The following is a 26,189-nucleotide window of genomic DNA, read 5'->3' on the forward strand; positions in this document are numbered from 1 at the left end:
GGTACAGGCCAATTCGAGCGGCAATCCGCCAGGCTCGCCCCCGCCTTGGCGGAAATCCGCCAGCTTGGACGCTAGCGGCTGATCTCGGCCGGCACTCTCAGGCCATAGCGGGCGATCTTTTCGTTGAGCGTGCGGCGGGCCAGGCCAAGCCGCTCGGCAGCATCGGCCGTGGAGCCGCCGGCATCGCGCAGCGCCTGTTCGATGACGACAGCCTCGAAACGCGCGACCCGGTCGGCAAGGCTTTCGCCTGCCCCGCCTTCGCCGGGAACCACGCCGCGCTGCATCACGCCCAGCACGGTCCGCTCGGCCAGCGCCTTGAGTTCGCGCACATTGCCCGGCCATTCCGAAGATTCGAGCCCCGGCGGCACGCGATGGGTGCCCGTCTCGGGCAGGCGGAACCGCCGTTCCGCATTGGCGGCGAACAGGTTGAACAGCAGCGGCACGTCTTCGCGGCGCTGGCGCAGCGGCGGCACCGCCAGTTCCACCGTGGCGAGCCTGAAATAGAGGTCCGGCCGGAACCGGCCCGCCGCGCTCTCGGCCCTGAGGTCGGTCTTGCTGGCGGCAATGAAGCGCACATCGATGGGCCGTGACACATTGGTCCCCAGCGGCTCGACGCTCCGCTCCTGGATGGCGCGCAGCACCTTGGCCTGCAGCGCCAGCGGCATGGACTCGATCTCGTCGAGAAATACCGTGCCGCCCCTGGCATATTCGAGCTTGCCGACGCGCTCGCCCGCCGCCCCGGTAAAGGCCCCCCGGGCATGGCCGAACATCTCGCTCTCGAACACCGTCTCGGGAATGGCGGCGCAATTGATGGCCACGAACTGGCCCTGGGCCCGGCTGCCGAAATCGTGCAAAGCCCGGGCAATGACTTCCTTGCCGGTGCCGGTCTCTCCGGTCACCAGCACGTCCACGTCGATATCGGCCAGTTGCAGGATGGATTGGCGCAAAGTCGCCATGGCCGGCGCCAGGCCGACCAGCCGGTCCTCGAGTTCGGTGCCCCCTGCCACCCGGCGCAGCCGGGCGAGTTCGCGCCCGAGCCTCCGGCGCTCGGTAGCCCGATCGAGGATCGCCACCAGATGCTCGGCATCATAGGGCTTTTCGATGAAATCATGCGCGCCGCGACGCATCGCATCGACGGCCAGGGCCACATCGCCATGGCCGGTGAGCAGCACTACCGGCAGGTCCGGCGCCGCGGCGCGATAGTGGTTCAGCACTGCGATCCCATCCAGCCCCGGCATGCGGACATCGGTGACCACGCAGTCGACACCGGCCGGGTCCACCCGCTCCAGCGCCCGTTGCGCGGCGGTGTAGCTGGTGACGCTGAACCCCGAAACGCCCAGCCATTCCTCTGCTGCGGCACACAATTCGGCCTCGTCGTCGATGAATACGATGCTGCCCCTGCTCATGCCGATGCCAGCCTCTTATGCGCCGCTTCCGCCCGGTAGAGCGGCAGCACGACGCTGACCAGCGTGCCGCCCTCGGGCCGGACATCGAAACGCAGCGCCCCGCCGAATTCCTCGACTAGCGTGCGGGATATGGAGAGGCCCAGCCCCAGGCTTTCCCCGGTGCTCTTGGTGGTAAAGAACGGCTCGAACAGACGCTCCCGAACCGTCTGCGGAATGCCGGGCCCCGTATCGGCAATCTCCACCGACACGCCTCGTTCGTCGCTCAGGGCCGTGACCCGCACTTCCCGCTTATCGGCCTCGGCAGTCGCCTCGATGGCATTGAGCACGAGGTTGATGAACACCTGCTCCAGCCGCACCGCATTGCCCGCCACGCGCGGCAGGTCCGGCCCCACCGCCTTTTCCACGCGCACCGCCCCGTCCCGCGCCTGTGGCGCCACAATATCCAGCGCCGCGTCAAGCACCGTGGCGATATTGACCGCCTCGGGCGGCCCCGGATCGCGACGCGACGAGAAAGTGCGCAGATGCTTGACCGTGCGCTGCATGCGGCGCAGCAGGTTGCGGGCATTGCCGAGAGTGCGGTGGACTTCATCGGGAGCGTCGCGCTGGGCATGCAGGTCCGCCGCCGCCAGCGTGTTATCGAGCGCCGAGAGCGGCTGGCTCACTTCATGCACGATGGCAGCCGACATGCGGCCGAGCGCCGCCAGCTTGGCGGCATGGATGAGATTTTCCTGGGTCGCGCGAAGCTCGGCCTCGGTGCGCCGCCGCTCCTCCACCTCATGGGCCAGGGCCTGGGTGCGCTCGGCGACCCGCCGCTCCAGGATGACATTCTGCTCCAGCTTCAATCGGACGATCTGCCGGCGCTGGTTGGCAAAGACCAGCGCACCCAGCCCCAGTATGGCGATCAGTGCCGCAAGCCCGCCCATCAGCCGGGCCTCGCGCTCCACCGGCTCCAGCGGCAGTGCCGACAGCAATTGCCAGCCATCCGGCTCTATGGCGCGCCGGCCTAATAGATAAGTATCGTCGGGCAGATTGATGAGCAGGCTCCCCGCCACCGCGTCCTCAGGCGGGGCCAGCGGCGCCGCGGCAGCTATATCGACGCCGTCATAGCGCCGTTCCGCCTGCAGCAATTCGATCGTATCGCCCGTCAGCGCCTGCAATGGCCGGTAGTTCCAGCGCGGGTCGCCGGAGAGAAACACGATCCCGTCGCGATCGGCGACCGCGCTCATTTCGCCCGCGGCCGCCCAGGTCAGGGCCAGCGGTCCCATATCGACCTTGGCGACCACGACGCCAACGGGCTGCCCCTCGACATCGACCCGGCTGGACAGGAAATATCCCGGCTTGCCCGTCGTCACGCCCACTGCATAAAAGCGCCCGCTGCCCATCGCCATGGCATCGAGAAAATACGGCCGGAACGCATAATTGTGGCCCACGAAGCTGCCCGGCTCGTTCCAGTTGCTCGCCGCAATCGTCTCGCCGGACAGGTTGAGAACGTAAAGCTCGTCGGCCCCCGACATGTCCCTGACGGCCTGAAGATAGAGGTTGGCGGCCTCTGCCGGCGTCGTCGATCCCCGCTGCTGCAGTGTCGCCACCACGCGCCCGTCCTGTCCGATGACGCCCGGCAGGTAGCGGAAGCGTTCGATCTCGCTCTCGACCGATCGCAGGTTGATGGTCAGGCGGTCCTGCACCTGCCGTTCCACCTCGCCGAACTGCCGCAGATAGGCCAGCCGCCAGCAGCCCAGCGCGACGCCGAGGACCACGAAAACGGCCACCAGCCCCAGCCAGACGCGATGGCGTTGGATCGATTGCAATCCGGCACTTCCTCCCGGCCCGCCGGTTTGTCCGGCGATGCTCGCCCGCCAAGTTGAGCCCAGTTCTGCCCGCCATGCAATGGCAAGGGACGGTGCGGTCATATTCCTGAAAAACATTTCGCGGATAGACAGACCCTCCAACGCAGTATAATTTTTTGGACAAATGCCCGATTTGTTCCAATTTTGATCCTGGTCATGAACGAGACAAACGTAAGCGCTTCCGTTTCCTCTTCCTTATCCAGGCCGTTCTGGACGCGTTTCGCGGCGGCGGCGCGCGACCTGTCGCCCTTCTGCCTGGGTGTGGATCCGTCGCGCGAAGTGCTCGCCGACTGGGGTCTCGAGGCCGATATCGATGGGCTGCGCCGGTTCTGCGCCGGCGTCCTCGAATCCGCCAGTGAGCATGTTGCCGTCGTCAAGCCTCAGGTCGCCTTCTTCGAGGCGTTCGGCCCCGCCGGCATGGAAATCCTGCAGTCCTTCATGCGCGATGCGCGCGCCGCGGGCCTGCTGGTCATCGCCGATGCCAAGCGCGGCGATGTCGGCTCCACCATGGATGCCTATGGACAGGCCTGGCTCGGCGACGATGCCCCCTTTGCCTGCGACGCCGTCACCATCAGCCCCTATCTGGGCCTGGGCGCCTACAAGAACTTCCTCGAACGCGCCGCCGATACCGGCACCGGCGTCTTTGTCGTGGTGCGCTCCTCCAATCCTGAAGCGGCGGAGCTGCAGGACGCGCTGGTGAATGGCAAAACTATTGCCGACCATCTGGCCGATCAGATTTCCGCCTTCAACCAGGACCGGCTCGACCGCTTCGGCAATGGTCCGGTCGGTGCCGTGGTGGGGGCTACGCTTGGCGCTGCTGCCGCGCAGACCATCGCCGCTCTGCCGACCTCGCTCTTCCTCGTTCCCGGTCTGGGGGCGCAGGGTGCCACTTTCGCCGATGTCGCCAACCAGTTTGGTGACGCGGTCGATCGTGCTGTTCCGTCCGCCTCCCGTTCGGTTCTGTCGTTTGGCAGGAACCCGCAAGCCTTTCGCGGCGCACTGCAACGCCACGTCGAGGATGCACGCCGGATAATGCGGCTCGCCTGACCAGCCCGATCACACTCCGCACGCCACGGACGCCTGTCCAAAAATTGATACGGCACCGATATGGCCGTGGAGCGTGGTAGCCCAGGCCGACGAACACCGGTCAGTAGGCCGCTGAGAACCCGTCGGCGCCGTCAGCGGCAAGTCTCGATTAATACAGGCATCACCATGATTCTTCGGCCGGTTCCGGCCTCAAAATGCGCTTGCCCCCCGCGACCACGCGCATTTTGAGGCGTTCGTGCTAACGTCGTCGCAGCACGAATGCCTTTTTCGCGGGCGAACTGCTGCCCTGTCACGCGCTCAATCGCCTAAACCTTAGCCAGTTTTGCGTTCTGTCTATTTTTTTAGATTACTTCTTGACTCCATCCCGACAGGACACGTTTACTCGGCATCGGTTCGCATGAAGGTACCCCTCGGAGGAAGAGATGACTGTTAACAGACTTGCCCTGGCCATTTTTGGCGCTGCCATTGCCCTGGGCACGACGCCGCTTGCTGCCCAGGAATTTACCGCCCGCATCGGGCATCTGGAATCCGACCAGCAGCCGCGCCATGCCGGCCTCGTCATGGTCGCCGACCTGGTCAAGGAGCGCACCGGTGGGGCCGTGGAGTTCGAACTCTTCCCCGCCGGCCAGTTGGGTCAGGCCCGCGAAATGAACGAGGGCGTCCAGCTCGGCCTCATCGAAGGCACGGTCTCGCCTGCTGCATTCCTCGCCGGTTTCAACCCCGCCGTTTCCATTCTCGACGTTCCCTTCCTTTACCCATCGGATCGTGAAAAAGCCGCGGCCCTGCGCGGCGGCGCCTTTGGTGATGCCGTGTTGGCCAGCTTCGAGCCGCTCGGCTTCCACGCTGTGGCCCTCTGGCCCAACGGCCGCAAGGCCATGACCTCCAACAACGAGATCGCCAATGTCGAGGATTTCGCCGGACAGCGCTTCCGCGTCATGGACTCAGCAGTATTGATCGAGCAGTTCAACGCCGTGGGCGCCTCGGCCATTGCCCTGCCCTTCGGTGAACTCTACACCGCCCTGCAGACCGGCGTTGTCGATGGTCAGGAAAACGCCCTCGATACCATCGCCACCATGAAGTACCAGGAAGTGCAGCAGCACCTGCTCATTTCCGAGCACGGCGCCAATGAGGACGTGATCCTGTTCAACCCCGCCTGGTGGAATTCCCTGCCGGCCGAATACCAGACCATCATCGTCGACGCTTTTGCCGAGGTTCGCCCTCAGGTCGAACAGATCAAGGAGGCCGCGCAGGCCACCGCGCTCGAAACCATCAAGCAGAGCGGCATCGACATCGTCGAACTCGACGACGCGCAGCGTGCCGCCTTCCGCGAAGTCATGTATGGTCCGGCGCGTGATGCCTACCTTGCCGGTGCCGGCGACGCAGGCAAGACCATCGTGGACGTCTACGAAGCTCAATACGCCGAAATCGTCGGCCAGTAATCGCCTTCTGCCGGTGCCTTTCGCGAGGCACCGGCCCATCGGATTGGATTGTGAATGGCTGCCTTCCTGCGCTTCCTCCGCTCGCTTGAACATACGCTGCTGGCCAGTGTGATGTTGATCATGGTGCTGATGTATAGCGGGTCCATCGCCGTCCGCGAGCTGGTTCCGTCCTATGCGCGCTATGTCGTCTGGGTCGATGAAGCCACCCGCTATATGATGGTATGGCTGGTTTTCCTGGCCCTCGGCATAGCTCTGGAGCGCGGTCGGCAGATCGCCATGACCAGCTATCTCGAAATGATGCCACCGCGCGTCCAGTTCGCACTCCGCAAGATCATCGACCTGACAGGGCTGCTCTTCAGCCTTTACATTACCTGGGTGGGCGTCGAGATGACCATGGTCATCGCCGGGACCGGGCAACGCAGCCCGACGCTGGGCATTTCCACCGCCTATCTCTATCTGGCGCTGCCCGCCGGCTTCGCCCTTCTGGCGCTCCGCTATGGCCTGAGCCTCGCCGGCATCATCGACCGCTGGTCCAACAGCACTCACGAAGGGGCCGTCTGAGCCATGATCGTCATTGCTTTGTTTATCGGCGCTTTGGCGCTGCTCTTCCTCGGCTTCGAAATGCTGCTGGTGCTCGGCCTGCCCGGCATCCTGACCAAGGAAATCTTCTATTCGGCCGTGCCGGAAGTCCTCTACGGCCAGAAGCTGGTGGGGGGCATCAATCACTCCACGCTCATGGCCATTCCATTTTTTATCCTGGCCGCCGAGATCATGGCGCGTGGCCACATCGCCCGACAGCTGACCAATGTTGTCAGGGCCTTTCTCGGCCATCATTCCGGCGGCCTGGGCCTCAGCATGGTGGCAGCCTCCGCCGCCTTCGGCTCGGTCTCCGGCTCCGCGCCCGCCACCGTGGCCGCACTGGGCCGCATCCTCTACCCGGAGATGAAGGCGGAGGGCTACAGCGACAAGTTCTCGCTGGGCCTCCTCATCTCCTCGGCCGAAGTTGCCCTGCTCATTCCCCCATCCATCACGCTGATCATCTACGCCTGGTTGACCGGCACATCGGTAGCGGCTTTGTTCGCCGCGGGCCTAGTCATTGGGCTCTTCCTGTCGGCTGCCTTCGCCGTCTACGTGCTGATTTACGCCCGCCGCAACGGCCTCACGGGCACCGCGCCGCTGCCATTCATCGACCGCTGGCGCGCAGTGCGCAAGGGACTGTGGGCGCTTGGCCTGCCAGTCGTGCTGCTGGGCGGCATCTATTCGGGCATTTTCACGCCCACCGAGGCGGCCGCTGCCAGCGTCGTCTACGCCCTGTTGATCGAACTGCTGGTCTATCGCCAGTTGAAATTGCCGGACGTCTCCCGCATCGCCACCAGCGCGGCGATCACCACCGCGTCCATCTTCGTGCTGCTCGCCGTGGGGAGCCTCGTAGCCTACTTCATCACCCTGGCGCAGGTGCCCAGCATGGTGATCGGCTTCATGGAGAGCATCGAGGCCAACTGGATCGTCTTCCTGCTGATCGTCAACCTGCTGTTCCTGGTGGCCGGTATGTTCATCGATCCCAATTCGACCCTGCTGATCCTGGTGCCGGCGCTCTATCCGGTTGCCGTCAGCTTCGGCATCGATCCGATCCACTTTGGCATCATCGTCTGCCTCAATACCTGTATCGGCATGATCACCCCGCCCTTCGGCCTCGATATCTTCGTGGCGTCCTCGACGCTGAACGAGTCCGTCGCCAAGATCATCAGTGGCGTCGGCCCATTCATCGTGGTCAATCTGCTGACCCTGGCCGTGGTGACGTATGTGCCCAACCTGTCGATGTTCCTGCCGCGCCTGCTGGCGCCATAGCCGAAACGTTACAGCCGGACAAAAAAGAGGCGGCCGCTTGGCCGCCTCTTTTGCTTAACTGTACCGCGTCTCAGGAGGCGGCCGGCGCGAATTCGGCGATCCCGCCATGCGCCGAGGACCAGGCGGCCGGGTTGTTGAGGAAGCTCTCGACTTCATCGAGCGTCGTCTTGTCGAAGTGCTGCATCTCGCGCGCCACTTCCAGCACGTCCCACCAGGTCGCCAGATAATGCAGCTCGACGCCGAGCTCCTTCATCAGCTCGGCGCTGTTGGGGAAGATGTCGTAGTAGAACACCACGAAGCAGTGATCGACCTTGGCGCCGGCCCGCCGCAACGCATCGGCAAACATCACCTTGGAGCGGCCATCCGTCGCCAGGTCTTCCACCAGCAGCGTACGGGCATCGGCCACCACTTCGCCTTCGATCTGGGCATTGCGGCCGAAGCCCTTGGCCTTCTTGCGCACATACTGCATCGGCAGCATCAGCTTGTCGGCGATCCAGGCGGCGAAGGGAATGCCGGCCGTTTCACCGCCGGTGATCACGTCGATCGATTCAAAGCCGATTTCCGCCGTGATGGTCTGGGCCGCCATGTCCATCAGGGCCGACCGCAGCCGGGGGTAGGAAATCAGCTTGCGGCAGTCGACATAGACCGGGCTCGCCCAGCCGGAGGTGAAAACGAATGGCTGGCTCGCGTTGAAATGAACCGCGTTGATTTCCAGCATCATGCGGGCGGTCTGGCGCGCGATTGCCTTCTTCTCTCCGCTCAGGCGTAATGTGCTCACTGTAGGTTTCCTCATATGGGGGCCACAACAGGTCGCGCCAAATACCAGCCGTCGGACGCAAACGCCGCGGTGCAACTGGTTCGAGTTTGAGTGCAACCGCCTCGCTATAGCTGCTGCTGTAAAGTCCAGTCAACGGAAGTGCCCCCGAAGAGAGGGATTATTTCGTCGTTTTCGACAGCAATGGACGCTTCGACCATATGCGGCGCCTTGCGATACGTAACGCGCGCCTCGCTCGGGGCAAAACCATAGAAGGCCGGACCGTTGAGCGACGCGAAAGCCTCGAAGCGGTCAAGCGCCCCGTCTTCGTCGAACACCTTGAGATAGGCCTCCACCGCCACCGGCGCGCTGAACACGCCGGCGCAGCCGCAATCGGCCTCCTTCAGCCGCCGCACATGCGGCGCCGTATCCGTGCCGAGGAAATAATGCGACGATCCGCTGGTCGCCGCCGCTCGCAGCGCCTCCTGGTGGCGCGCCCGCTTGAGCACAGGCAGGCAATAGAGATGCGGCCGCAGCCCACCCTCGAACAGCGCATTGCGATTGTAGAGCAGATGCTGCGGCGTGATCGTGGCGGCGACATTCGCCCCCCTGCTGGCAACGAATTCGGCGCCTTCCTGGGTCGTGATATGCTCCATCACCACCCGCAGCTTCGGAAACCGCTCCAGCACCGGGATCAGCACCTGGTCGATGAACAGCTTCTCCCGGTCGAAGATATCCACATGCGGCCCCACAAGCTCGCCATGCGTCAGCAGCGGTATGCCATGCTCGCTCATCGCCGCGAACACCGGGTCGAGCCTGTCGATCGTGCTGACGCCATGCTGCGCATTGGTCGTGGCATGCGCCGGATAGAGCTTGGCCGCCGCGAAGATACCGTCCCGATGGCCCGCCACAAGGTCATTGGCATCGGTATGGTCTGTCAGGTAGCAGGTCATCATCGGCGTGAAGTCGAGCCCTTCGGGCACCGCGGCCAGAACGCGCTCGCGATAGTCGGACGCCATTTTCGCGCTGGTCACCGGCGGTACCAGGTTGGGCATGACGATGGCCCTGGCGAACTGCCGCGCCGTATAGGGCACCACCCGGCGCAAGACCGCTCCGTCGCGAAAATGCACATGCAGGTCGACGGGGCGGCGAAGAGTGATCGAGGTCATGTCAGTTTCCAGCGGTAACCACGCCATGCAGGATATCGACTCCCCTCAGGAAGTCGGCGATTTCCATGGCCTCGTCAGGATTATGCGATCCGTTGCGATTACGCACGAAAATCATGCCCGAGGGCACGCCGGCATTGGCGAAAACCGCTGCATCGTGGCCCGCCCCGCTGGGCAACACCTCCAGCGGCAGCCCGCAACGCTCGGTCATTTCGCTCAGCCGGGCGATGATCCCGTCATCCATGCGCGCCGGCTCGGCAACCACCCGCTCGTCAAATTCGAACCGCACGCCCCGCTGGGCCGCCACGGCGCGGCATTCGCTGCGGAACAGCTCGTAGAACGCCTCCAGCGTGTCCCGGCTCTGGCTGCGGATTTCGAAGCTAAAGCCGATCTCGCCCGGAATCCGGCTGATGGCATGGTCGGCGGCGTCGGTGCTGACCACCCCGCTGGTGACCACCAGATCCAGTCCGCGCTCCAACAGCGTGCGCCAGTGTTCGTCGAGCCGGCCGATCAGCTCGGCAAAGGCGAAGACCGGGTCCTTGCGCAGCCAGCGCGGAATGGCGCCCGAATGGCCGGCCTCGCCCCGGCATGTCACCTTGCGATGCCGTATATTGCCGCGAATCCCGCTCACGACGCTGGTGGGCAGATCTCGCGCCACCATCACCGGCCCCTGCTCGATATGCAGTTCGAGATAGCTCAGCGCCCGGCTTGTATCGAACAGCACGGCCCCCTCGCGGATCGGCGCCAGGTCGATGCCCGTGGCTTCCATCGCCTCGCCCAGCGTGCGTCCCTTGCCGCGCGACCGCGCCTCCAGATCCGCCGCATCGAGTATGCCGAACAGCACGCGCGAACCGATATTGGCCCGCCCGTAAAACGCGCTTTCCTCGCCGCGCAGCATGATGACGCGCACCGGATGGGTCAGTTTCCGGCCCGACTGCCGGATGCGCCCGAGGCACAGCAGCCCGGCAATGATCCCGGCCGCCCCGTCGAAATTGCCCCCCTGCGGCACCGAGTCGGCATGGCTGCCGATATAGTTTGCGGGCGCCGTGCCGTCATCCTCGGGCAGCCGCACGATCAGGTTGGCGACACTGTCCGCCTCGACCACCAGCCCCAGGGCCTCGGCCGCCTCCCGGAAGATGGCCAGCGCCGCATCCTCGCCTTCGCCATAACACTCGCGAGTGATGCCGACACCGTCGCCCGTGGCGTCCGCCAGTCGGTCGAAAAGTTGGGTAGCCAGCAATTCGCTGTCGAAAACCGGTGCCGCTGTCATGGCAGGACTTCTGTGTCGCCGAGCCGCAGCCCCGCATCGCTGACGGCGCCGGTCAGATCGGCCACCCGGCCGACGCCCTTGCGCGCGCAATAGGCTGCCAGGCCATCGATCACCTGCGTCATCGCATGCGGCTCTACGAAGGTCGCCGTGCCCACTTGCACGGCCGCCGCGCCCGCCAGCATGAATTCCACCGCGTCATTCGCGTCCGCAATCCCGCCGCAACCAATGACCGGAATCGCCACGGCGCGAGCGCATTGATAGGTCATGCGGACGATGATCGGCTTGACCGCCGGCCCCGACAATCCGCCCATGATATTGCCCAGCGTCGGGCGCCGCGTCTCGGTATCGATCGACATGGCCAGGATCGTATTGGCCACCACCAGCGCATCGGCCCCCGCATCCTCGGCGGCGCGCGCCACCGCGACCACGTCGCCGGTATTGGGTGTCAGCTTGGCCCAGAGCGGCAGGCTGCTCGCTGCGCGCAGCTTGCGCATCACCTGGCTGGTCGAAGCGGCCGACATGGCAAAGGCATGCCCGTCTTCCTCGATATTGGGGCAGGAGATATTGGCCTCGATCGCCGCTATGCCGGGCAATTGCAGCCGGCCCGCCAGCACGGCAAAAGCGTCTGCCGTCGGCGCCGAGATCGACACCACCAGCGGGCTGGCGAACTGCCGGTAGAAAGGCAGCGTCTCGCTGAGGAAATAGTCCAGGCCCTTGGAGGGAATGCCGATGGAATTGAGCAGCCCATTGCTGATCTCGGCGACGCGCGGCACCCTGTTGCCGCTGCGCAGTTCGGCGGTAATGGTCTTGGTGACCATCGCCCCCAGCCGATTGAAATCGACAACATCCGCCAGGCCTTCGGCAAAGGTGCCGGAGGCGGGCATGACCGGGTTGGCCAGTGCCAGCCCGCCGATCTTTACGCCCATATCTACCATGACGTGGCCTCGGCCAGCGGGAACACCGGCCCGTCCCAGCACACGCGGCGGCTCACGGTCTCGCCCCCCACCCGGAAGTCGCGGACGCAGCAATGGCACATGCCCAGGCCGCAGGCCATCTGCTGCTCCATCGCCACCTGCCCGGCAATGCCCAGCTCGTCGCCCAGGCGCTGCATCAGCAGCATCAGCCGGTTGGAACCGCAGGTGAAGAACGCGTCGGCATGACCCTCGGTGTGAATGCGCCGCAGCAGGCGCTCGACATGATCGACGCTGCTGCTGCCATCGCTGTCGAGCACGATCTCGATCCGGGCGCCGATAGCCGCGAAACGCGGCACCGACAATACCTGGTCCTGGTCGCGCGCGCTGATCACGGCGGTCACGCCGATATTGCGGGCAGCCGCCATTTCGGCCAGCGGCGCCAGCGTCGCCAGGCCCACGCCGCGCCCCAGCACCACAATGTGGCGCCAGTCCGGCTCCAGCGCGAAGCCAACGCCAAGCGGCCCCAGCATCGACAGATAATCCCCAGCCACCAGGCTGGCGAGACCACGCGTACCGGCCCCGCTGACCTTGTAGAGGAATTCCACCACGCCACTCTGCGGGTCGGCGCGATAGGTGCTCATCGGGCGGCGCAGGTAGGGCGCGTCCTCGCCCGTCGTCGGGCATTGCAGATGAAAGAATTGTCCGGCCACGGCATTGCGGGCCGGCCCAGGCGCTTCGACCACCAGCAGGTTGTAGCTATCGTTGACCCTCTCGTTGGAGAGGACCAGCGCCCGGACATCGTCCACGCCGCTGCCGGGAAGCCTCAGGGCATTTCCGGCAGTATTGGCGGCCATTGTTCTGGCCGCAGTCATCGCAATCTGTCTCATTTTTGAGACGATCCCAGAAGGCAAGACTTTTGTCAATAAGCCTGGCGTCGTCAGTCCGCTTCAACCGCGCTGTCCAGAATATTGCGCAGTATCTGCGCCCCATCCGCCCCCTTATGCGCGGTCTCCCACTGCCGCGTCAGGGTGTCCTTGAAATAGCTCACCGCCTCGGGTGCCGAGGTCACCAGCGCGATGCCCGAGGAGACATTGGGCTGGTCGCCCAGGCGATAGGGGCTGAGCGTGACCGCCGAGGTATCCTGCCGGTCATACACCTGGAAGGTCTGCGTCGGCGGCTGCCCGTCGACAATACCCACCTGCACCCCAATGGGCTGGCGCAGCATGGTCTGGTATAGCAGTTCCAGTTCCCGCCGGGCGGCTGCCCGCCGCTCCCGCTGCACCTCCGCCGGCAGGTTGAACCGCCCGATCAGCCCGAGCCGCAGGAATCGCTCCAGGTCCTGCGACCCCACAATGCTCACCACCGGCACGCCACGGCGCGTCGCGGTGGAGCGCCGCTCTTCCAGCAGGGCGATGATCTTGCCGACGAAATCCACCTGCTTGGCCCGGTCCGGCGCCGCATCCGGGATCGCTTCCACCAGCATGGTCCGCAGGTGTGCCATATAGTCCTCGGACAGCAGAAGCGACGACATGGGCGAAAAATTGCCCAGCAGCTGCACCGAGTTTTCCTCGAGTTGGCGCATGCGCTCGAAGAAGGCGAGGGCGTTATTGTAATATTCGACGCCCACCCCCAGCAGCGACGGCAACGACACCCCCAGCAGCGTCGACAGCGCCCCCAGGATTTGGATTTTGACAATCTCGCCCTTTTCCAGCCGGTACACCGCGGCGCGCGAAATACCCAGGCGCTCGGCCACATCCTCCGCGCTCAATTCCTTGCCCAGCCGGTAGGCCCGCAGGCGCTGACCGACCTCCTCATACTGAATGTTCATTCCGCCACCCTTGGAATTCCGTCTAATTTTTGATATTGTCGACCTTTGATCATCTTGCGTCCGTTGCTGACGAAGCAGGGAGAGTGGTTCATGGAGCAGTTGTGTTCCTGGCTTGAAGGCCAAAGCGGTGGGGTTCGAACCTATATCGAATTTCAGAAGAAATCTGCCCATCTGGCGCAGAAAGATCAGGCCAATGGCTCGCTCTACATCCTGTTGGGCATGGTCGCGCAGCGCTTCAGCAATCGCTATGACGGCGAACCGCTTCCGGTCGATACGGCCACGGCTGCACTCAAGGAATTTGCCGCTCTGCTGCGGCGCGCCAGCGACCTGGCCGATAAGGATGCCGAACTGCAGCTGCGTTTTCTCAATGAAATCGCCACGCTCGACCTGACGACAGCCTAGCCAGGCTTGCCTGGTTTTTCATGCTCGCTGCGGTCTCATGCCTGCAGCGTCGGCCAACACGTGCTCAAATTTCGAGCAGAAAACCAGCATGATTAGAAAATACACATCTAGCGCTTGACATTCACCCGGACGTTCGTCTCACTATTGAGACGGATTGTCCGCAGGAGGCGTCTGCGCCGTGTTGATCGAAGTTCAGGGCGTAACCAAGACATTCGTTTCGCGTGGGGGTGAACAGGTCGTCGCCCTCGCCGAAACCACGCTGGATGTGCAGCAGGGCGAGTTCCTCACCCTGATCGGCCCATCCGGCTGCGGCAAGTCCACCTTGCTGCGCATGCTCGCCGGCCTGGTCGAGCCGACCAGCGGCCGCATCGTCTGGCAGGGCACCGCGCCGGCGCGCGGCAGCGAGGTCGGCTTCGTCTTCCAGGAGCCGGTGCTGCTGCCCTGGCTCAGCGTGCTCGACAATGTGCGTTTCCCCCTCGATACCTTCGGCGTCGATCGCCGCGCCGGCGATGAAGCCGCCCGGCAGACGCTCGAACTGGTGGGCCTCAAGGATTTTGCCCGCGCCCTGCCCAAGGAATTGTCGGGCGGCATGAAGCAGCGCGCCGCCATCGCCCGCGCCCTGGTCTACAAGCCCCGCCTGGTGCTGATGGACGAGCCGTTCAGCGCTCTCGACCTGCTGACCCGCGACCGCATGAACGACGAATTGCTGGCCATCCGCGCCGAAGTCGGCGCCACTATCGTCTTCGTCACCCATTCCGTCGAAGAAGCGGCCTATCTGTCCGATCGAGTCGCCGTCATGTCGGCCCGGCCGGGACAAATCCGCACCATCCACACCATCGACCTGCCCGCCCCGCGCGGTGAGGCGGTCAAGGATTTGCCGGCCTTCCACGCCTGGCTGTCGCAACTGCGGCGGGACCTGCGATGAGCCTGCACCCCCGCGCCATCATGATGCTGGTGACCCCCGCCGTACTGATCGGGCTCTGGTGGCTCTATACGGTCGCCTTCGCCATTCCGCCCTATCTGCTGCCGCCGCCCCAGGCCGTGGCCACCGAACTTTGGCGCCTGTTCGCCGGCGGCAGCATCTGGCCCCATCTCGGGCATACTCTGGGCATCATCGCCGCCGGCTTCGTGCTGGGCTCGGCTGGCGGGCTGGCGCTGGGCTTCGTCCTTGCCAAGCTGCCGGCGGTCGAACGGCTGGTCGCGCCCTATCTGCTGTTCCTGCAAACGGCGCCCAAGATCGCCCTGGCGCCGCTTTTCATCCTCTGGTTCGGGCTGGGCCTGACCTCCAAGATCGTGCTGACCGTCTCGCTGGTCTTCTTTCCGGTGATGGTCGGCACCATTCTGGGCCTGCGCTCGCTGCCCCCGATGATGTCCGAGCTCTGCAGCATCCTGCGGCTCACCCCGGCCCAGCGCTTCTTCCGCGTCGAACTGCCTTCGGCCGTGCCGGAGATTTTCTCCGGTCTCAAGGTGGGAGCGGTGCAGGCCACCATCGGCGCCATCCTCTCCGAATGGCTCTCGGGCGGCACGGGGCTTGGCTATCTCATGGTCTTTGCCGGCACCACCTACAAGGCGCCATTGCTGTTCGCCATGGTCGTGGTCACCGCGCTCCTCGGCATTGCCGTCTATCAGGTGCTGGTGCTGTCAGAGAAGTGGTTGCTGTCATGGCGCTGACCGATCGCTCCGCCACCTGGCCCTGGCAGGGCGATACGCCCCCTCACCTGCCGCGCCCCGCCACCATGCCCCAGGGTTTCCTGCTGCCCGGCGATCCGGCGCGGGTCGATCTGGCCGCCTCGGTGCTCGACGCCTTCGAGATCGTCGGCCAGAACCGCGAATTCCGCATGGGCATCGGCTACTGGCAGGGCGTCGCCATCGGCGTCTGCTCCACCGGCATTGGCGGCGCCTCCACCGAAATCACGGTAGTCGAACTCGCTGCCTCGGGCGCCACCCACCTGGTCCGCACCGGCGGCATGGGCGCCATGGCGGCCGATCTGCGCCTGGGTGATTTCGTCATCGCCGAGGCCGCCATCGCCAACAGCGCCTGCGCCCGCCCTTATGCCCCCGGCCAAGCCAATGTGGCGGCCAGCGCACCACTGACCACCCATGCCAACGCCGCCCGCCTGGCGCTCGGCCTGCCCGGCCGGCGCGGCATCACCGCCACTGCCGATGGCTATTATCGCGCACAGGGACGCCCCGATCATCCCGAAGGTCCAGCCAATCCTGCGATCCTCGACGATTTCGCCGCCCGCGGCGCCGACGGCATGGAAATGGAAGCCGAAATCGTCTTCGCCGTCGGTGCGGCCCTCGGGCTGCATTGCGCGGCGGTATTGGCCGTCCATGCCCATCGCGGCATCGATGGCTGGCTCGAAGACTACGAAGAAACCCAGCGCAATGTCATCCGCATCGGCGCCGATGCCCTCCTGCGCGCCACTCGTTCGCCGTGACGTCAACCAAAGGAAACACACACATGTCCCTGTTGTCGAAAATCGCTACCGTAGCCGCCACGCTGGCGGCGCTCGCCCTGGGTGCCACCGGCTCGATGGCCCAGGATACCCAGAAGGTTACCATCCAGATCGATGGTGCCGCCGTACCCTATTACCTGCCGCTCTACGTGGCCGATAAATACGGCTACTTCGCCGATGAAGGCCTCGAGGTCGAATTCCTCTACGCCAACGCCGCCGATATCCTGAACAACATCGCCGCCGGCAATGTGCAATTCGGCTTCCCCAATGGCGACGGCGTCATCGCCGCCCGCGCCAATGGCCTGCCGGTCAAGGTGGTCCACACCACCTACCAGAACGGCATCGGCGCCACCCTGTTCAAGACCGCCAGCGGCATCACCTCGCCCGCCGATCTCGTCGGCAAGAAAGTCGCCGTCACCAGCTATGGCAGCCCCAACTACATCCAGTTGCAGGTGATGATGGCCCAGGTCGGCAAGTCCGTCGACGACGTCAATGTCGAAGTGGTCGGCACCGGCGCCATTCTCGACGCGCTCAAGGCCGATCAGGTCGACGCCATTGTCTTCTCCATGCTCCGCTATTACGCGCTGCAGGCCGAAGGCATCGATGTCGGCATGATCCGCTCCGATGACTACCTGCCCAGCAAGGGCAATGTGCTTGTCACCTCCGAGAGCTATCTCGCCGAAAACGGCCCCGCCGTTGCCGGCTTCATCGCCGCCCTCGACAAGGCCATCGAGCATATCGCCAATGGCAGCGTCGAGACCGAGGTCGCCATGGCCGTCGCCGACTACACGCCGACCTTCGCCGGCCAGGAAGCGCTGGTCTCCGAGATCATCTCCGAGGTCTTCCTCAAGTCGCTGTGGCAGAGCCCCGACACCGCTGCCCATGAGCTAGGTTACGGCAATATCGCGTCCTGGCAGACCACGATCGATACGGCCGCCGAATACCAGATCATCCCCCAGAGCTTCGATGCCGCCGACCTCGTGGTCGAGCTGCCGTCCTCGATCCAGTAGCGCCAACCGGGGCGGCTCCGGCCGCCCCGCCCTTGGGAGACACCGATGCGCCATATCTTCTTCCTCGCCGCCTTCCTGGTGCTGTGGTCGCTGGCTCTGGTTGTCTTCCAGGTCCCTGCCTATCTCGTCCCCTCGCCCCAGCAATTGCTGGCCAAGGCCTGGTTCCTGCTGACGCGGGCCGACCTGCTCACGCATACCGCCGTCACCCTGCTCGAAATCCTGCTCGGCTACGCCATCGGCTGTCTGGTCGGCATGGCCGCCGCCCTGCTGTTTCACCGCGCCCCTCTCGTTGAGGATATCCTCAGCCCGCTCATCGTCTTCATCCAGACCGCCCCCAAGATCGCCATCGCGCCGCTGCTGCTGCTCTGGCTGGGCCTCGACATGACGCCCAAGGTCGTCCTCGTCGCCATCGTGACCTTCTTTCCAGTCATGTCGGCCATGCTCAGCGCCCTGCGCTCCATGCCCGAGCATCTCGACGTTCTGGCGCGCACCCTGCGCATGTCGACGCTGCAGCGCATCTGGCGCATCGAACTGCCCCAGTCGCTGCCACTGCTGTTTTCCGGCCTCAAGGTCGGCGCTACCCTGGCGGTCACCGCCGCGGTCATCGGCGAGCTCATGGGCACCCGCGCCGGCCTCGGCTACCTGCTCGCTCTGGGCCAGGAAACGGCCGATACCCAGCTCGTGCTGGTCAGCGTCCTGGTCCTGTCGCTGCTGGGTTATCTGGTCTACCTCGCCATCCTCGCCCTGGAACGCCGCCTGCTGCGCTGGCACGACAGCGCCACGCCCTGACCCTCGGCGCTAGCCGGCCAATTGCCTGCCCAGCCGGTCCAGCATGCTCAGGCACGCATCCACCTGCGACAGCTCGATATACTCGTCCGGCTTGTGCGCGTGCGCGATGGACCCCGGACCGCAGATAACCGTCGAAATCCCGTGCTGCTGAAACAGCCCCGCCTCCGTCCCGAACGAGACGCAGGTGGCCGGATTGCGGTTACCGGTCAGGCTGCGCACCAGCGCATCGGCCTCCGATTGGCTCATCGGCTCCAGCCCCGCCACCTCGCCGATGATCTGCGTGATCACGCTGGCCTCGGGCGAGACACGCCGCATCCTGGGCAGCAGGTCAGTTTCCACATAGGCCTCGATCTGGCTGCGGGCATAGGCAAAGTCACTGGCCGAGACGGGGCGCAGTTCCCAATCCACCGAGCAGGCGCCGGCAATGACATTGCGCGCGATGCCGCCCGCCATCCGCCCGACCTGGATGGTCGACCAGGGCGGATCGAACCGCGACTGCGCCGGGGCGCGCGTCTTCAGCACCTCCCCGATCTCGAGCAGCCGGGTCACGAAGCGCACGGCATATTCGACGGCGTTGACGCCGAGGTCGGGCTGCGAGGCATGCCCTTCGGCGCCGGTAAAGCTGGTCGTATATTCGCAACACCCCTTGTGCCCCTCGATGATCTGCATGTCGGTGGGCTCCCCGACAATGCAGACCGCAGGCTTCCGCCCGGCGCTGGCCAACTGGTCGAGCATCACCTGCGCCCCCAGGCACCCCACCTCTTCGTCATAGGTGAAGGCCATGTGGATGGGCCGTTGCAGCCCGGCCTCGGCAAATAGCGGCCCAAAGGCCAGGGCGCAGGCCAGGAACCCCTTCATGTCGCAGGTGCCGCGGCCATAGATGCGGTCGCCGCGCCGGTCGGCCAGGAAGGGATCGCTGGTCCAGTCCTGCCCCTCGATAGGCACCACATCGGTATGTCCAGACAGCACGATGCCACCATCCATGTCGGGCGGGCCGAGCGTCGCGAACAGGTTGGCCTTGGTGCCGTCAGGGTCGAGCGTCAGCGTGGTGCGCGCGCCGATCTGGTCCAGCCGCTGGTTGATATAGGCAATCAGGTCGAGATTGCTGTCTTGCGACACGCTGCGAAAGGCGATCAGATTCGCCATGATCGCCAGCGTGTCGTCGAGCAGGGCATGGGCCAAGGCCGGACCTCCCGGTCAGCGTTTGATGACGAGTTCGCGCGAAACGTCGGCAAGGCATTCCGCATCTGCACCGGCGCGAATGCGGATCGTCTCCGAGGTCTCGAAGCCCCAGTCGTCGGTCCAGATGGCGGGCATGAAATGGAACGTCATATTCTCCTCGAGCACCGAGGGGTCGCCGGCCCGGATGGACATGGTCCGCTCGCCCCAATCGGGCGGATAGGAAATACCCACCGCGTAGCCGGCGCGCGAGGTCTTTTCCACGCCGTGCCGGCGCAGCACGCCAAAAAAGGCATCGGCAACCTGGCCGCAAGTATTGCCCGGCCGCGCGGCCGCCAGGCCCGCCGCCAGCCCTTCGAGCACCGCGTCCTGTGCCTTGCGCATCGCTGCCGGTGGCTCGCCCAGATAGAGCGTCCGCGACAGCGGCGCGTGATAGCGCCGGTAGCAGCCGGCAATCTCGAAATAGGTGCCCTCGCCGGTTTTCAGCACCCGGTCGTCCCAGGTCAGGTGCGCCGCCGCCGCATCCTTGCCCGAAGGCGTCAGCGGCACGATGGCGGCATAGTCGCCGCCGAATTCGGGGGTTCCGCGCAAACCGGCATCATAGATTTCCGCGATCAGGTCACATTTGCGCACGCCCGGCTCGGCGACGGCGCGAATGCGCTCATGCATGATTTCGACCAGCCGCGCCGCCCGGCGCATATAGCCCAGTTCGGCCTCCGACTTGACGGCGCGCTGCCAGTTCACCAGCGCGGTTGCGTCGCCGATTTTCGCATCGGGCAATTCGGCGCGCAGCGTTTCGAGGCATTTCGCCGAGAAATAGTAATTGTCCATCTCGACGCCCAGCCGCGCGGCGCCGTGCCCCTTGTCGCGCAGCACGCCGGCAAGCACCTGATAGGGGTGGATATCGGGATTTTGCACATAATGGTCGGGGTAGGAAAACATCGACCCCTTGTCGAGGAATGTCGTCAGGCGGGCTCCGGCCTGGTCCTGCGGCCGCCCGAACCATAGCGGCTCCCCCTCAGGCAGCACGATCACCGCCTGGTGCACATAAAACGACCAGCCGTCATAGCCGGTCAGCCAACCCATATTGGATGGGTCGGTGACGACAAGCACGTCGATGGCCGCTGCATCCATCGCGCGGCGCACCTTGGCGAGGCGCTGCGCATATTCCGTCGCGGCGAAGGCAGGCGAGGTCTCGGTCAATCACGATCTCCGAAAGCTGAAAGTCAGGTTGAAAATATCTGTCCGGCGCCGCTGGCCAGGGCCCGCTGGCGCGCCAGGGTGGCGATCGCGGTGTCCTGCACACCCATCCCGGTGAGGTCCGCCAGGGTGATCTCGTCCGCCCGCATCCGCCCGGGCGCCTGCCCCGCGACAACGGCGCCGAGTTCGGCAAACACCGCGGTTTCCGCCACCAGCCCGGCCGCGATCGCATGGCGCAATTCGCCCAGCACGCGGGTTTGCGCCAGCCGGTCGGGCACATAGCGGTCGACGCGCGCCAGCACAGCGGGGGCAATCTCGTTCTTGTGCTCGGCATCCGAGCCCATGGCGGTCAGGTGCTGGCCGGGCTCCAGCCACCCCGCTTCGATGATCGGGCTGGCCGATGGCGTGGTGGTAACGACGATATCGGCCCCCGCAATCGCGACTCGCGGGTCGGCCATCGCGGTCACCGCAAAGCCGAGTTCGGCCGAAAGGGTAGCGGCAAGCGCGCTGGCCTTGGCGCCGTCGCGCGCCCATATCCGCGCCTCGGCCATCGGCCGCACCAGCGCCAGCGCCCGCAATTGCAGCCGCGCCTGCACGCCCGCGCCGAAAATGGCGGCGCAGGATGCGTCCCGGCGCGCCAGGTGGTTTGCCGCCACAGCTCCGGCCGCCGCCGTGCGGATATCGGTCAGGTAGCCATTATCGAACAGGGCCGCTTCGAGCAGGCCGGTCCGCGCACTGAGCAGCACCATGAGCCCGTTGACCGAGGGCAGGCCGAGCATCGGATTGTTGAAGAATCCCGGACTGATCTTGATGGCGAAGCTGTCGAGGCCCGGAATATAGGCCGTCTTGATATCGACTTCGCCATTGGCCTCCACCATGTCCAGCCGCAGGATCGGCGGCATGACGACCGCCTTGGTGGCGAGCGCCATGAAGGCGTCCTCGATGCAGGCAACGGCCGCCGCGTCGAGCGGCACCAGCTTGCGCAGGTCGGCCTCGGTCAGGATGGTAACGTCAGCCATGGCCGGCTCCCAGATCCGGATTTTCGCCCATGACGATCCGCCGATGCAGGGCCATGTCGATATTCCTGCCGCTCAGCACGATCCCGACCGGGCCGCGCAGCGCGATCTTGCCGGCCGCCAATGCGGCAATGCCGACGGCCGCCGCCCCCTCGATGACCTCGCCAAGCTCCATATAGGCCGAGCGGATCGCCTCGGCGATGTCGCCCTCGCTGACCAGCACGACATCGTCGACCAGCCGCTGCACCATGGAGAAGGTGAACCGGTTGTCGAGACCGATGCCGCCACCCAGCGAGTCGGCCAGGCTGGGAACTTCCCGCACCTCCACCGGCCTGCCACTGGCGAGGCTCGCATGCATCGCCGCCCCCCGCTCCATCGTTACCCCGATCACCCGCACCGCCGGATTGAGCGCCTTGGCGGCCAACGCCACCCCGGCAAGCAGGCCCCCGCCCGATAGCGGCACCAGCAGGGTTTCGGTGTCCGGCGCGTCCTCGATCATTTCGAGCCCCAGCGTACCCTGCCCGGCAATGGTCCCGGCCATGTCGAATGGCGCGACATTGACCATGCCCTCCTCGCGCACCAGCCGATCGACCTCCACCTGGGCATCGTCCTGGCTCACGCCCACGATCCGCACATCGGCGCCAAGCGCCCTGACGGCATCGACCTTGTTGGCCGGCACGAGACTGGACATGCAGATGACCGCGTCTATGCCGGCTGCCTTGGCGGCATAGGCCAGCGCCCTGCCATGATTGCCCGTCGAGGCCGCAACCACCCCGGCCTCGCGCTGCTCCCCCGAAAGGCTCAGCACGGTATTGGTCGCACCCCGCGCCTTGAAACTGCCGGTGATCTGCTGATGTTCGCATTTGAGGCGCACCACAACGCCATGGCGGGCGCTCAGCGGCAGCGCCTCCATCATGGACGTGCGGCGCACATGGCCGGCAAGGCGCTGCCGCGCCGCCACCACGTCGACAATCCCGATATCAGTGTCTCGCGCGGCGTTTCGATCCGGCATGTCCGCCCCTTGCCGATTGTGCCGCTGATGCCGCCCAAATCGCTCAAATACTATGCCTACGTCCGAGATAGTCGATCCTTCCAATCTGATGGAGGCGTGCAGCCGATCCGACTGCAAACTTCCATCACAAATAGATGTATCCTCCCTCGACTCGGCCCCCCCTCTCCGCAACCCTGAATACCGCGATGCGACGTCTTGAGGGGGACACCAGCAAACTGCAGTTTTCGGGCCATTCATCGCTTCCGGTCCAGGTCCGACCGCCGCTAAAACCCACCCGGCCAACTGCCCCGCAATACCCCCGGCGACATCGAATGGGTTGCTTTCAGCATACCGACCACAGGGACACAGGAGTCACGATATGCGCAGTACTTTCAGCAAACACGCTACGCCGATCTTCGCCGCCATCACTGCCCTCGCACTGGCATCCACCGCGGCCAGCGCCGTCACGCTCGAGGAAATCAAGGAACGCGGCTATATCCGCATCGCCGTCGCCAACGAAATTCCCTACGGCTATCTCGATCCCAACGGCGACCCCAAGGGTGCGGGGCCCGACGTGGCCGTGCAGGTGGTCAAGGCCCTCGGCATGGAAGCCGAGGACATCCAGTGGGTGGTGACCAATTTCAGCTCGCTCATTCCGGGCCTGCAGGCCAACCGGTTCGATCTGACCGCCTCGGAAATGGCCATCCGCCCCGAACGCTGCCAGCAGGTCATCTATTCGGAGCCGAACACCTCCTATGGCGAAGGGCTGCTGGTCATGGCCGGTGACCCCAAGGGCATCAAGGAATATGCCGACTTCGTCGATTCCGACCTGAAGGTCGCGGTCATGGCTGGTGCCGACCAGCTCAATATGATGCAGGCGCTCGGCGTTCCCGAGGAAAACATCGTCATTATCGCGGCCAATGCCGATGCGATTTCGACCGTCGCCAATGGCCGAGCCGACGCCTATGCGGCCACCGGCCTCACCGCCAGCGATCTCGCCAGCAAGAGCGACAAGGTGGAACTGGCCCCCGATTTCATCGATCCGGTGATCGATGGCAATGTCGCCCGCAGCTGGGGCGGCTTCAACTTCAACAGTGACTCGGTGGCTCTGCGCGACGCGTTCAACGCCGAACTGGCCACCTTCAAGCAAACCGATGCCTGGGCGGAAATCCTCGCCAGCTACGGCTTTACCCCGGAAGATATTGCCGGCTCGACGGCAACCACCACCGAGGCCCTTTGCGCCGAATAGGCTCGTGACGCCATGGCCGGATGATCCGGCCATGGCTCCTTTCTGAGAGACTGTTTGAAAATTCGCTCTGGCGAGTCAGCTGGCGTGGTTTTCGAGAACCGGAGCGCAGCGTAGATAGGGTGCGTGAGCACCGGAAGCGCAGAAAGCCCCGCCAGATAACCGCCAGAGTAGAGTTTTCAAACAGTCTCTGAGCGCGAGAGGACCACCCGCCATGCCCTGGTTTGACTATCTCAAACCGCTTGCCGACGGCGCCTGGATCACCGTGCAGCTCACGGTGTTCTCGACTATTCTGGGCGCCCTGCTGTCCTTCATCTTCGGCATCGGAAAGCTCAGTGACAACTGGGCCATTCGCGCCATCTCGATTGCCTATATCGAGGTCTTCCGCGGCACCTCATTGCTGGTGCAGCTGTTCTGGCTCTACTTCGCCCTGCCCATTGCCGGCGACGCCATCGGGCTCGATCTGCGCCTGCCGCCCGTCGTGGCGGGCGTAGCGGCGCTGGGGCTCAATATCGGCGCCTACGGGGCCGAAGTCGTGCGAGGGGCCATCCAGGCCGTCACCCCGAGCCAGTATGAGGCGGCGACCGCCCTCAACTTCACCTCCCGCCAGACCCTGTGGAAGATCAGCCTGCCCCAGGCGATCCCCGAAATGATGCCGTCCTTCGGCAACCTGGCGGTGCAAAATCTCAAGGACACTGCCCTGGCCTCGCTGATCAGCCTCGGCGACCTGGCATTCCGGGCCGAGCAGCTGCGCAACTACACCCAGGACAGCACCACCATCTATACCATCGTCCTGCTGATGTATTTCGGCATGGCACTGGTGCTGACCGCCATGATGCGCGTGCTGGAGGCCTCGGTCGGCCGCTGGCGCGGGGCGAGGAGCTAGCCATGCTGTTCGGAATCACCTGGGATACCAGCAACGGCGACCTGGCCTTCGCACTGTCGATCCTGCCCATCCTGCTGCGCGGCATGCTGGTCACCATCCAGGCCACCATCGCCGGCTTTGCCATCGCCATGGTCCTCGGCCTGGTCTTCGCGGTGCTCAAGAGCGTGCCGCTCAAGATCGTCTCCTGGCCGGCAATCGTCATCACCGAATTCTTCCGCGATACGCCGCTCCTGGTGCAGCTGTTCTTCCTCTACTACGTGCTGGCCGACTACAATATCATCCTGCCCGCCTTCGCCACCGGCGCCCTGGCGCTGGGCGTCCAGTACAGCGCCTATATGGCCGAGGTCTATCGCGCCGGCATCGAGGCCGTCGCCAGGGGCCAGCGCGAGGCGGCCAGGGCGCTCGACCTGTCGGCCTCGCGCACCTTCACCCACATCATCCTGCCCCAGGCGGTGCCGCGGGTGGTCCCGGCGCTCGGCAATTACCTGGTGTCGATCATGAAGGACGTGCCGGTGCTTTCTGTGGTCACCGTGCTCGAAATGCTGGGTGTCGCCCGCATCATCGGCGACCAGACGTTCAACTACCTGGTGCCATTGTCCATGGTGGGCGGGCTCTACCTGATCATGACCCTTGTCGCCTCGGCGCTGGTGCGCTTCGTCGATGCCAAACTCCCCAAGAGAGGGCTGCCCTTCAAATGAGCGAGCCAATCATCAAGTTCGAGAAGGTCGTCAAGAGCTACGGCAATTACCGCGTGCTCAACGACCTCGATTTCGAGGTGGCGCGGGGTGAGAAAGTCACCATCATCGGCCCCTCCGGCTCAGGCAAGTCCACGGTGCTGCGCATCCTGATGACGCTGGAGAAGATCAATGGCGGCGTGGTGTCGGTCGGCAACGAGCCGCTGTGGCACGAAAAGGGGCCGAACGGCCTGATCCCGGCACGCGAAGCCCATCTGCGCAAGATGCGCAAGCAGCTCGGCATGGTGTTCCAGCAGTTCAACCTGTTCCCGCACATGACCGTGCTGCGCAATCTCACCGAAGCGCCGATGTCGGTGCTGGGCCTGTCGAAACAGGACGCCCGCGAGCGCGCCGAAGAACTGCTGCAGTTGGTCGGATTGTCCGATCAGGCGCAGAAATTTCCCAACCAGCTCTCGGGCGGCCAGCAGCAGCGCGTCGGCATCGCCCGCGCCCTGGCCATGCGCCCCAAGGTGATGCTGTTCGATGAGCCGACCTCGGCTCTCGATCCCGAACTGGTGGGCGAGGTGCTCAATGTCATCGCCAAGCTGGCCGAGGAGCATGACCTGACCATGCTGCTGGTCACCCATGAAATGCGTTTCGCCCGCGAAGTGTCCGACCGGGTATGCTTCTTCGACCAGGGCAATATCAAGGAACAGGGCACGCCCGACGAGCTGTTCACCAACCCCAGGGAAGAGCGCACGCGGGCCTTCCTCAAGGCCGTGCTCGAAGGATGATCCTGCCTGGCGCAATTCACGCAA

At 64.9% G+C, this 26,189-nt stretch carries 26 protein-coding genes; 14 read left to right on the forward strand and 12 right to left on the reverse strand.

The annotated features are described in order from the left end of the window. Positions 1-71: 71 nt before the first annotated feature. On the reverse strand, positions 72-1,406 hold the full coding sequence (locus ASD04_RS06400; protein WP_056254223.1) for a sigma-54 dependent transcriptional regulator: 1,335 nt from the start codon (positions 1,404-1,406) through the stop codon (positions 72-74). Next, positions 1,403-3,214, reverse strand: a complete 1,812-nt coding sequence (locus tag ASD04_RS06405) for an ATP-binding protein (RefSeq protein ID WP_056254224.1) — start codon at positions 3,212-3,214, stop codon at positions 1,403-1,405. The genes ASD04_RS06400 and ASD04_RS06405 overlap by 4 nt, the downstream gene beginning before the upstream one ends. Before the next feature lie 195 nt (positions 3,215-3,409). On the opposite strand from ASD04_RS06405, the gene pyrF reads away from it, so the two are divergent. The 4 genes from pyrF (at position 3,410) to ASD04_RS06425 (ending at position 7,587) form a co-directional block, all read left to right on the forward strand. Further along, positions 3,410-4,300, forward strand: a complete 891-nt coding sequence (gene pyrF, locus ASD04_RS06410) for an orotidine-5'-phosphate decarboxylase (RefSeq protein WP_082531098.1) — start codon at positions 3,410-3,412, stop codon at positions 4,298-4,300. A gap of 422 nt (positions 4,301-4,722) precedes the next feature. After that, on the forward strand, positions 4,723-5,739 hold the full coding sequence (locus tag ASD04_RS06415; protein WP_056254229.1) for a TRAP transporter substrate-binding protein: 1,017 nt from the start codon (positions 4,723-4,725) through the stop codon (positions 5,737-5,739). Between the two features lie 54 nt (positions 5,740-5,793). After that, positions 5,794-6,300 carry a TRAP transporter small permease gene (locus ASD04_RS06420; RefSeq protein WP_056254232.1) on the forward strand — a complete coding sequence of 169 codons (507 nt, stop codon included), beginning with the start codon at positions 5,794-5,796 and terminating at the stop codon, positions 6,298-6,300. Between the two features lie 3 nt (positions 6,301-6,303). Further along, positions 6,304-7,587 (forward strand): TRAP transporter large permease, encoded by a 1,284-nt coding sequence (locus ASD04_RS06425; protein ID WP_056254234.1) that lies wholly within the window; start codon positions 6,304-6,306, stop codon positions 7,585-7,587. 70 nt (positions 7,588-7,657) lie between these two features. On the opposite strand, the gene ASD04_RS06430 is transcribed toward ASD04_RS06425, so the two are convergent. The 6 genes from ASD04_RS06430 to ASD04_RS06455 all read right to left on the reverse strand — a co-directional run bounded on the left by ASD04_RS06430 (position 7,658) and on the right by ASD04_RS06455 (position 13,519). Beyond that, positions 7,658-8,365, reverse strand: a complete 708-nt coding sequence (locus ASD04_RS06430; protein WP_244488266.1) for an orotate phosphoribosyltransferase — start codon at positions 8,363-8,365, stop codon at positions 7,658-7,660. Between the two features lie 104 nt (positions 8,366-8,469). Further along, complete coding sequence (pyrC, locus tag ASD04_RS06435) at positions 8,470-9,510, reverse strand: dihydroorotase (RefSeq protein WP_056254237.1); 1,041 nt, start codon at positions 9,508-9,510, stop codon at positions 8,470-8,472. A 1-nt stretch (position 9,511) separates the two neighbouring features. Next, complete coding sequence (locus tag ASD04_RS06440) at positions 9,512-10,777, reverse strand: hydantoinase/carbamoylase family amidase (RefSeq protein ID WP_056254240.1); 1,266 nt, start codon at positions 10,775-10,777, stop codon at positions 9,512-9,514. Continuing rightward, positions 10,774-11,712, reverse strand: coding sequence for a dihydroorotate dehydrogenase (locus tag ASD04_RS06445; RefSeq protein WP_056254242.1), 939 nt, complete (start codon positions 11,710-11,712; stop codon positions 10,774-10,776). The genes ASD04_RS06440 and ASD04_RS06445 overlap by 4 nt, the downstream gene beginning before the upstream one ends. Next, positions 11,706-12,578 (reverse strand): dihydroorotate dehydrogenase electron transfer subunit, encoded by an 873-nt coding sequence (locus tag ASD04_RS06450; RefSeq protein ID WP_244488267.1) that lies wholly within the window; start codon positions 12,576-12,578, stop codon positions 11,706-11,708. The genes ASD04_RS06445 and ASD04_RS06450 overlap by 7 nt, the downstream gene beginning before the upstream one ends. Positions 12,579-12,628: 50 nt before the next feature. Next, positions 12,629-13,519: a helix-turn-helix transcriptional regulator gene (locus tag ASD04_RS06455; protein ID WP_056254247.1), complete on the reverse strand. Its 891-nt coding sequence runs from the start codon at positions 13,517-13,519 to the stop codon at positions 12,629-12,631. A gap of 45 nt (positions 13,520-13,564) precedes the next feature. On the opposite strand from ASD04_RS06455, the gene ASD04_RS06460 reads away from it, so the two are divergent. The 6 genes from ASD04_RS06460 (at position 13,565) to ASD04_RS06485 (ending at position 18,179) form a co-directional block, all read left to right on the forward strand. After that, positions 13,565-13,921 (forward strand): hypothetical protein, encoded by a 357-nt coding sequence (locus tag ASD04_RS06460; RefSeq protein WP_156461138.1) that lies wholly within the window; start codon positions 13,565-13,567, stop codon positions 13,919-13,921. A gap of 178 nt (positions 13,922-14,099) precedes the next feature. After that, positions 14,100-14,846, forward strand: coding sequence for an ABC transporter ATP-binding protein (locus ASD04_RS06465; protein WP_056254251.1), 747 nt, complete (start codon positions 14,100-14,102; stop codon positions 14,844-14,846). Next, positions 14,843-15,592 (forward strand): ABC transporter permease, encoded by a 750-nt coding sequence (locus ASD04_RS06470; protein WP_082531034.1) that lies wholly within the window; start codon positions 14,843-14,845, stop codon positions 15,590-15,592. Before ASD04_RS06465 ends, ASD04_RS06470 begins: the two co-directional genes overlap by 4 nt. Further along, complete coding sequence (locus ASD04_RS06475) at positions 15,583-16,362, forward strand: nucleoside phosphorylase (RefSeq protein WP_056254254.1); 780 nt, start codon at positions 15,583-15,585, stop codon at positions 16,360-16,362. The genes ASD04_RS06470 and ASD04_RS06475 overlap by 10 nt, the downstream gene beginning before the upstream one ends. Positions 16,363-16,385: 23 nt before the next feature. Next, positions 16,386-17,390 carry an ABC transporter substrate-binding protein gene (locus ASD04_RS06480; RefSeq protein ID WP_056254256.1) on the forward strand — a complete coding sequence of 335 codons (1,005 nt, stop codon included), beginning with the start codon at positions 16,386-16,388 and terminating at the stop codon, positions 17,388-17,390. A 45-nt stretch (positions 17,391-17,435) separates the two neighbouring features. Continuing rightward, a complete protein-coding gene (locus ASD04_RS06485; protein ID WP_056254259.1) occupies positions 17,436-18,179 on the forward strand; it encodes an ABC transporter permease in 744 nt (247 codons plus the stop codon). A gap of 9 nt (positions 18,180-18,188) precedes the next feature. On the opposite strand, the gene argE is transcribed toward ASD04_RS06485, so the two are convergent. Genes argE through eutB form a run of 4 tightly spaced genes read right to left on the reverse strand, consistent with a single transcriptional unit; the run spans position 18,189 to position 22,586 of the window. Further along, positions 18,189-19,361: an acetylornithine deacetylase gene (argE, locus tag ASD04_RS06490; protein WP_211198451.1), complete on the reverse strand. Its 1,173-nt coding sequence runs from the start codon at positions 19,359-19,361 to the stop codon at positions 18,189-18,191. Between the two features lie 15 nt (positions 19,362-19,376). Next, positions 19,377-20,561, reverse strand: coding sequence for a M24 family metallopeptidase (locus ASD04_RS06495; RefSeq protein WP_056254263.1), 1,185 nt, complete (start codon positions 20,559-20,561; stop codon positions 19,377-19,379). 23 nt (positions 20,562-20,584) lie between these two features. Continuing rightward, positions 20,585-21,577 carry an ectoine utilization protein EutC gene (eutC, locus tag ASD04_RS06500; RefSeq protein WP_056254268.1) on the reverse strand — a complete coding sequence of 331 codons (993 nt, stop codon included), beginning with the start codon at positions 21,575-21,577 and terminating at the stop codon, positions 20,585-20,587. Next, positions 21,570-22,586 (reverse strand): hydroxyectoine utilization dehydratase EutB, encoded by a 1,017-nt coding sequence (gene eutB, locus ASD04_RS06505; RefSeq protein WP_056254271.1) that lies wholly within the window; start codon positions 22,584-22,586, stop codon positions 21,570-21,572. The genes eutC and eutB overlap by 8 nt, the downstream gene beginning before the upstream one ends. 358 nt (positions 22,587-22,944) lie before the next feature. Here eutB and ehuB point away from each other — a divergent pair, with 358 nt between their 5' ends. The 4 genes from ehuB to ehuA all read left to right on the forward strand — a co-directional run bounded on the left by ehuB (position 22,945) and on the right by ehuA (position 26,165). Further along, positions 22,945-23,814, forward strand: coding sequence for an ectoine/hydroxyectoine ABC transporter substrate-binding protein EhuB (gene ehuB, locus ASD04_RS06510; RefSeq protein WP_056254273.1), 870 nt, complete (start codon positions 22,945-22,947; stop codon positions 23,812-23,814). 211 nt (positions 23,815-24,025) lie between these two features. After that, on the forward strand, positions 24,026-24,697 hold the full coding sequence (gene ehuC, locus ASD04_RS06515) for an ectoine/hydroxyectoine ABC transporter permease subunit EhuC (RefSeq protein ID WP_056254278.1): 672 nt from the start codon (positions 24,026-24,028) through the stop codon (positions 24,695-24,697). A 2-nt stretch (positions 24,698-24,699) separates the two neighbouring features. Continuing rightward, complete coding sequence (ehuD, locus tag ASD04_RS06520) at positions 24,700-25,395, forward strand: ectoine/hydroxyectoine ABC transporter permease subunit EhuD (protein WP_056254283.1); 696 nt, start codon at positions 24,700-24,702, stop codon at positions 25,393-25,395. Further along, entirely contained in the window at positions 25,392-26,165 is a 774-nt protein-coding gene (ehuA, locus tag ASD04_RS06525) for an ectoine/hydroxyectoine ABC transporter ATP-binding protein EhuA (RefSeq protein WP_056254285.1), read from the forward strand. The genes ehuD and ehuA overlap by 4 nt, the downstream gene beginning before the upstream one ends. Positions 26,166-26,189: the final 24 nt, after the last annotated feature.

Source organism: Devosia sp. Root436 (assembly GCF_001426345.1).
GTDB lineage: Bacteria > Pseudomonadota > Alphaproteobacteria > Rhizobiales > Devosiaceae > Devosia.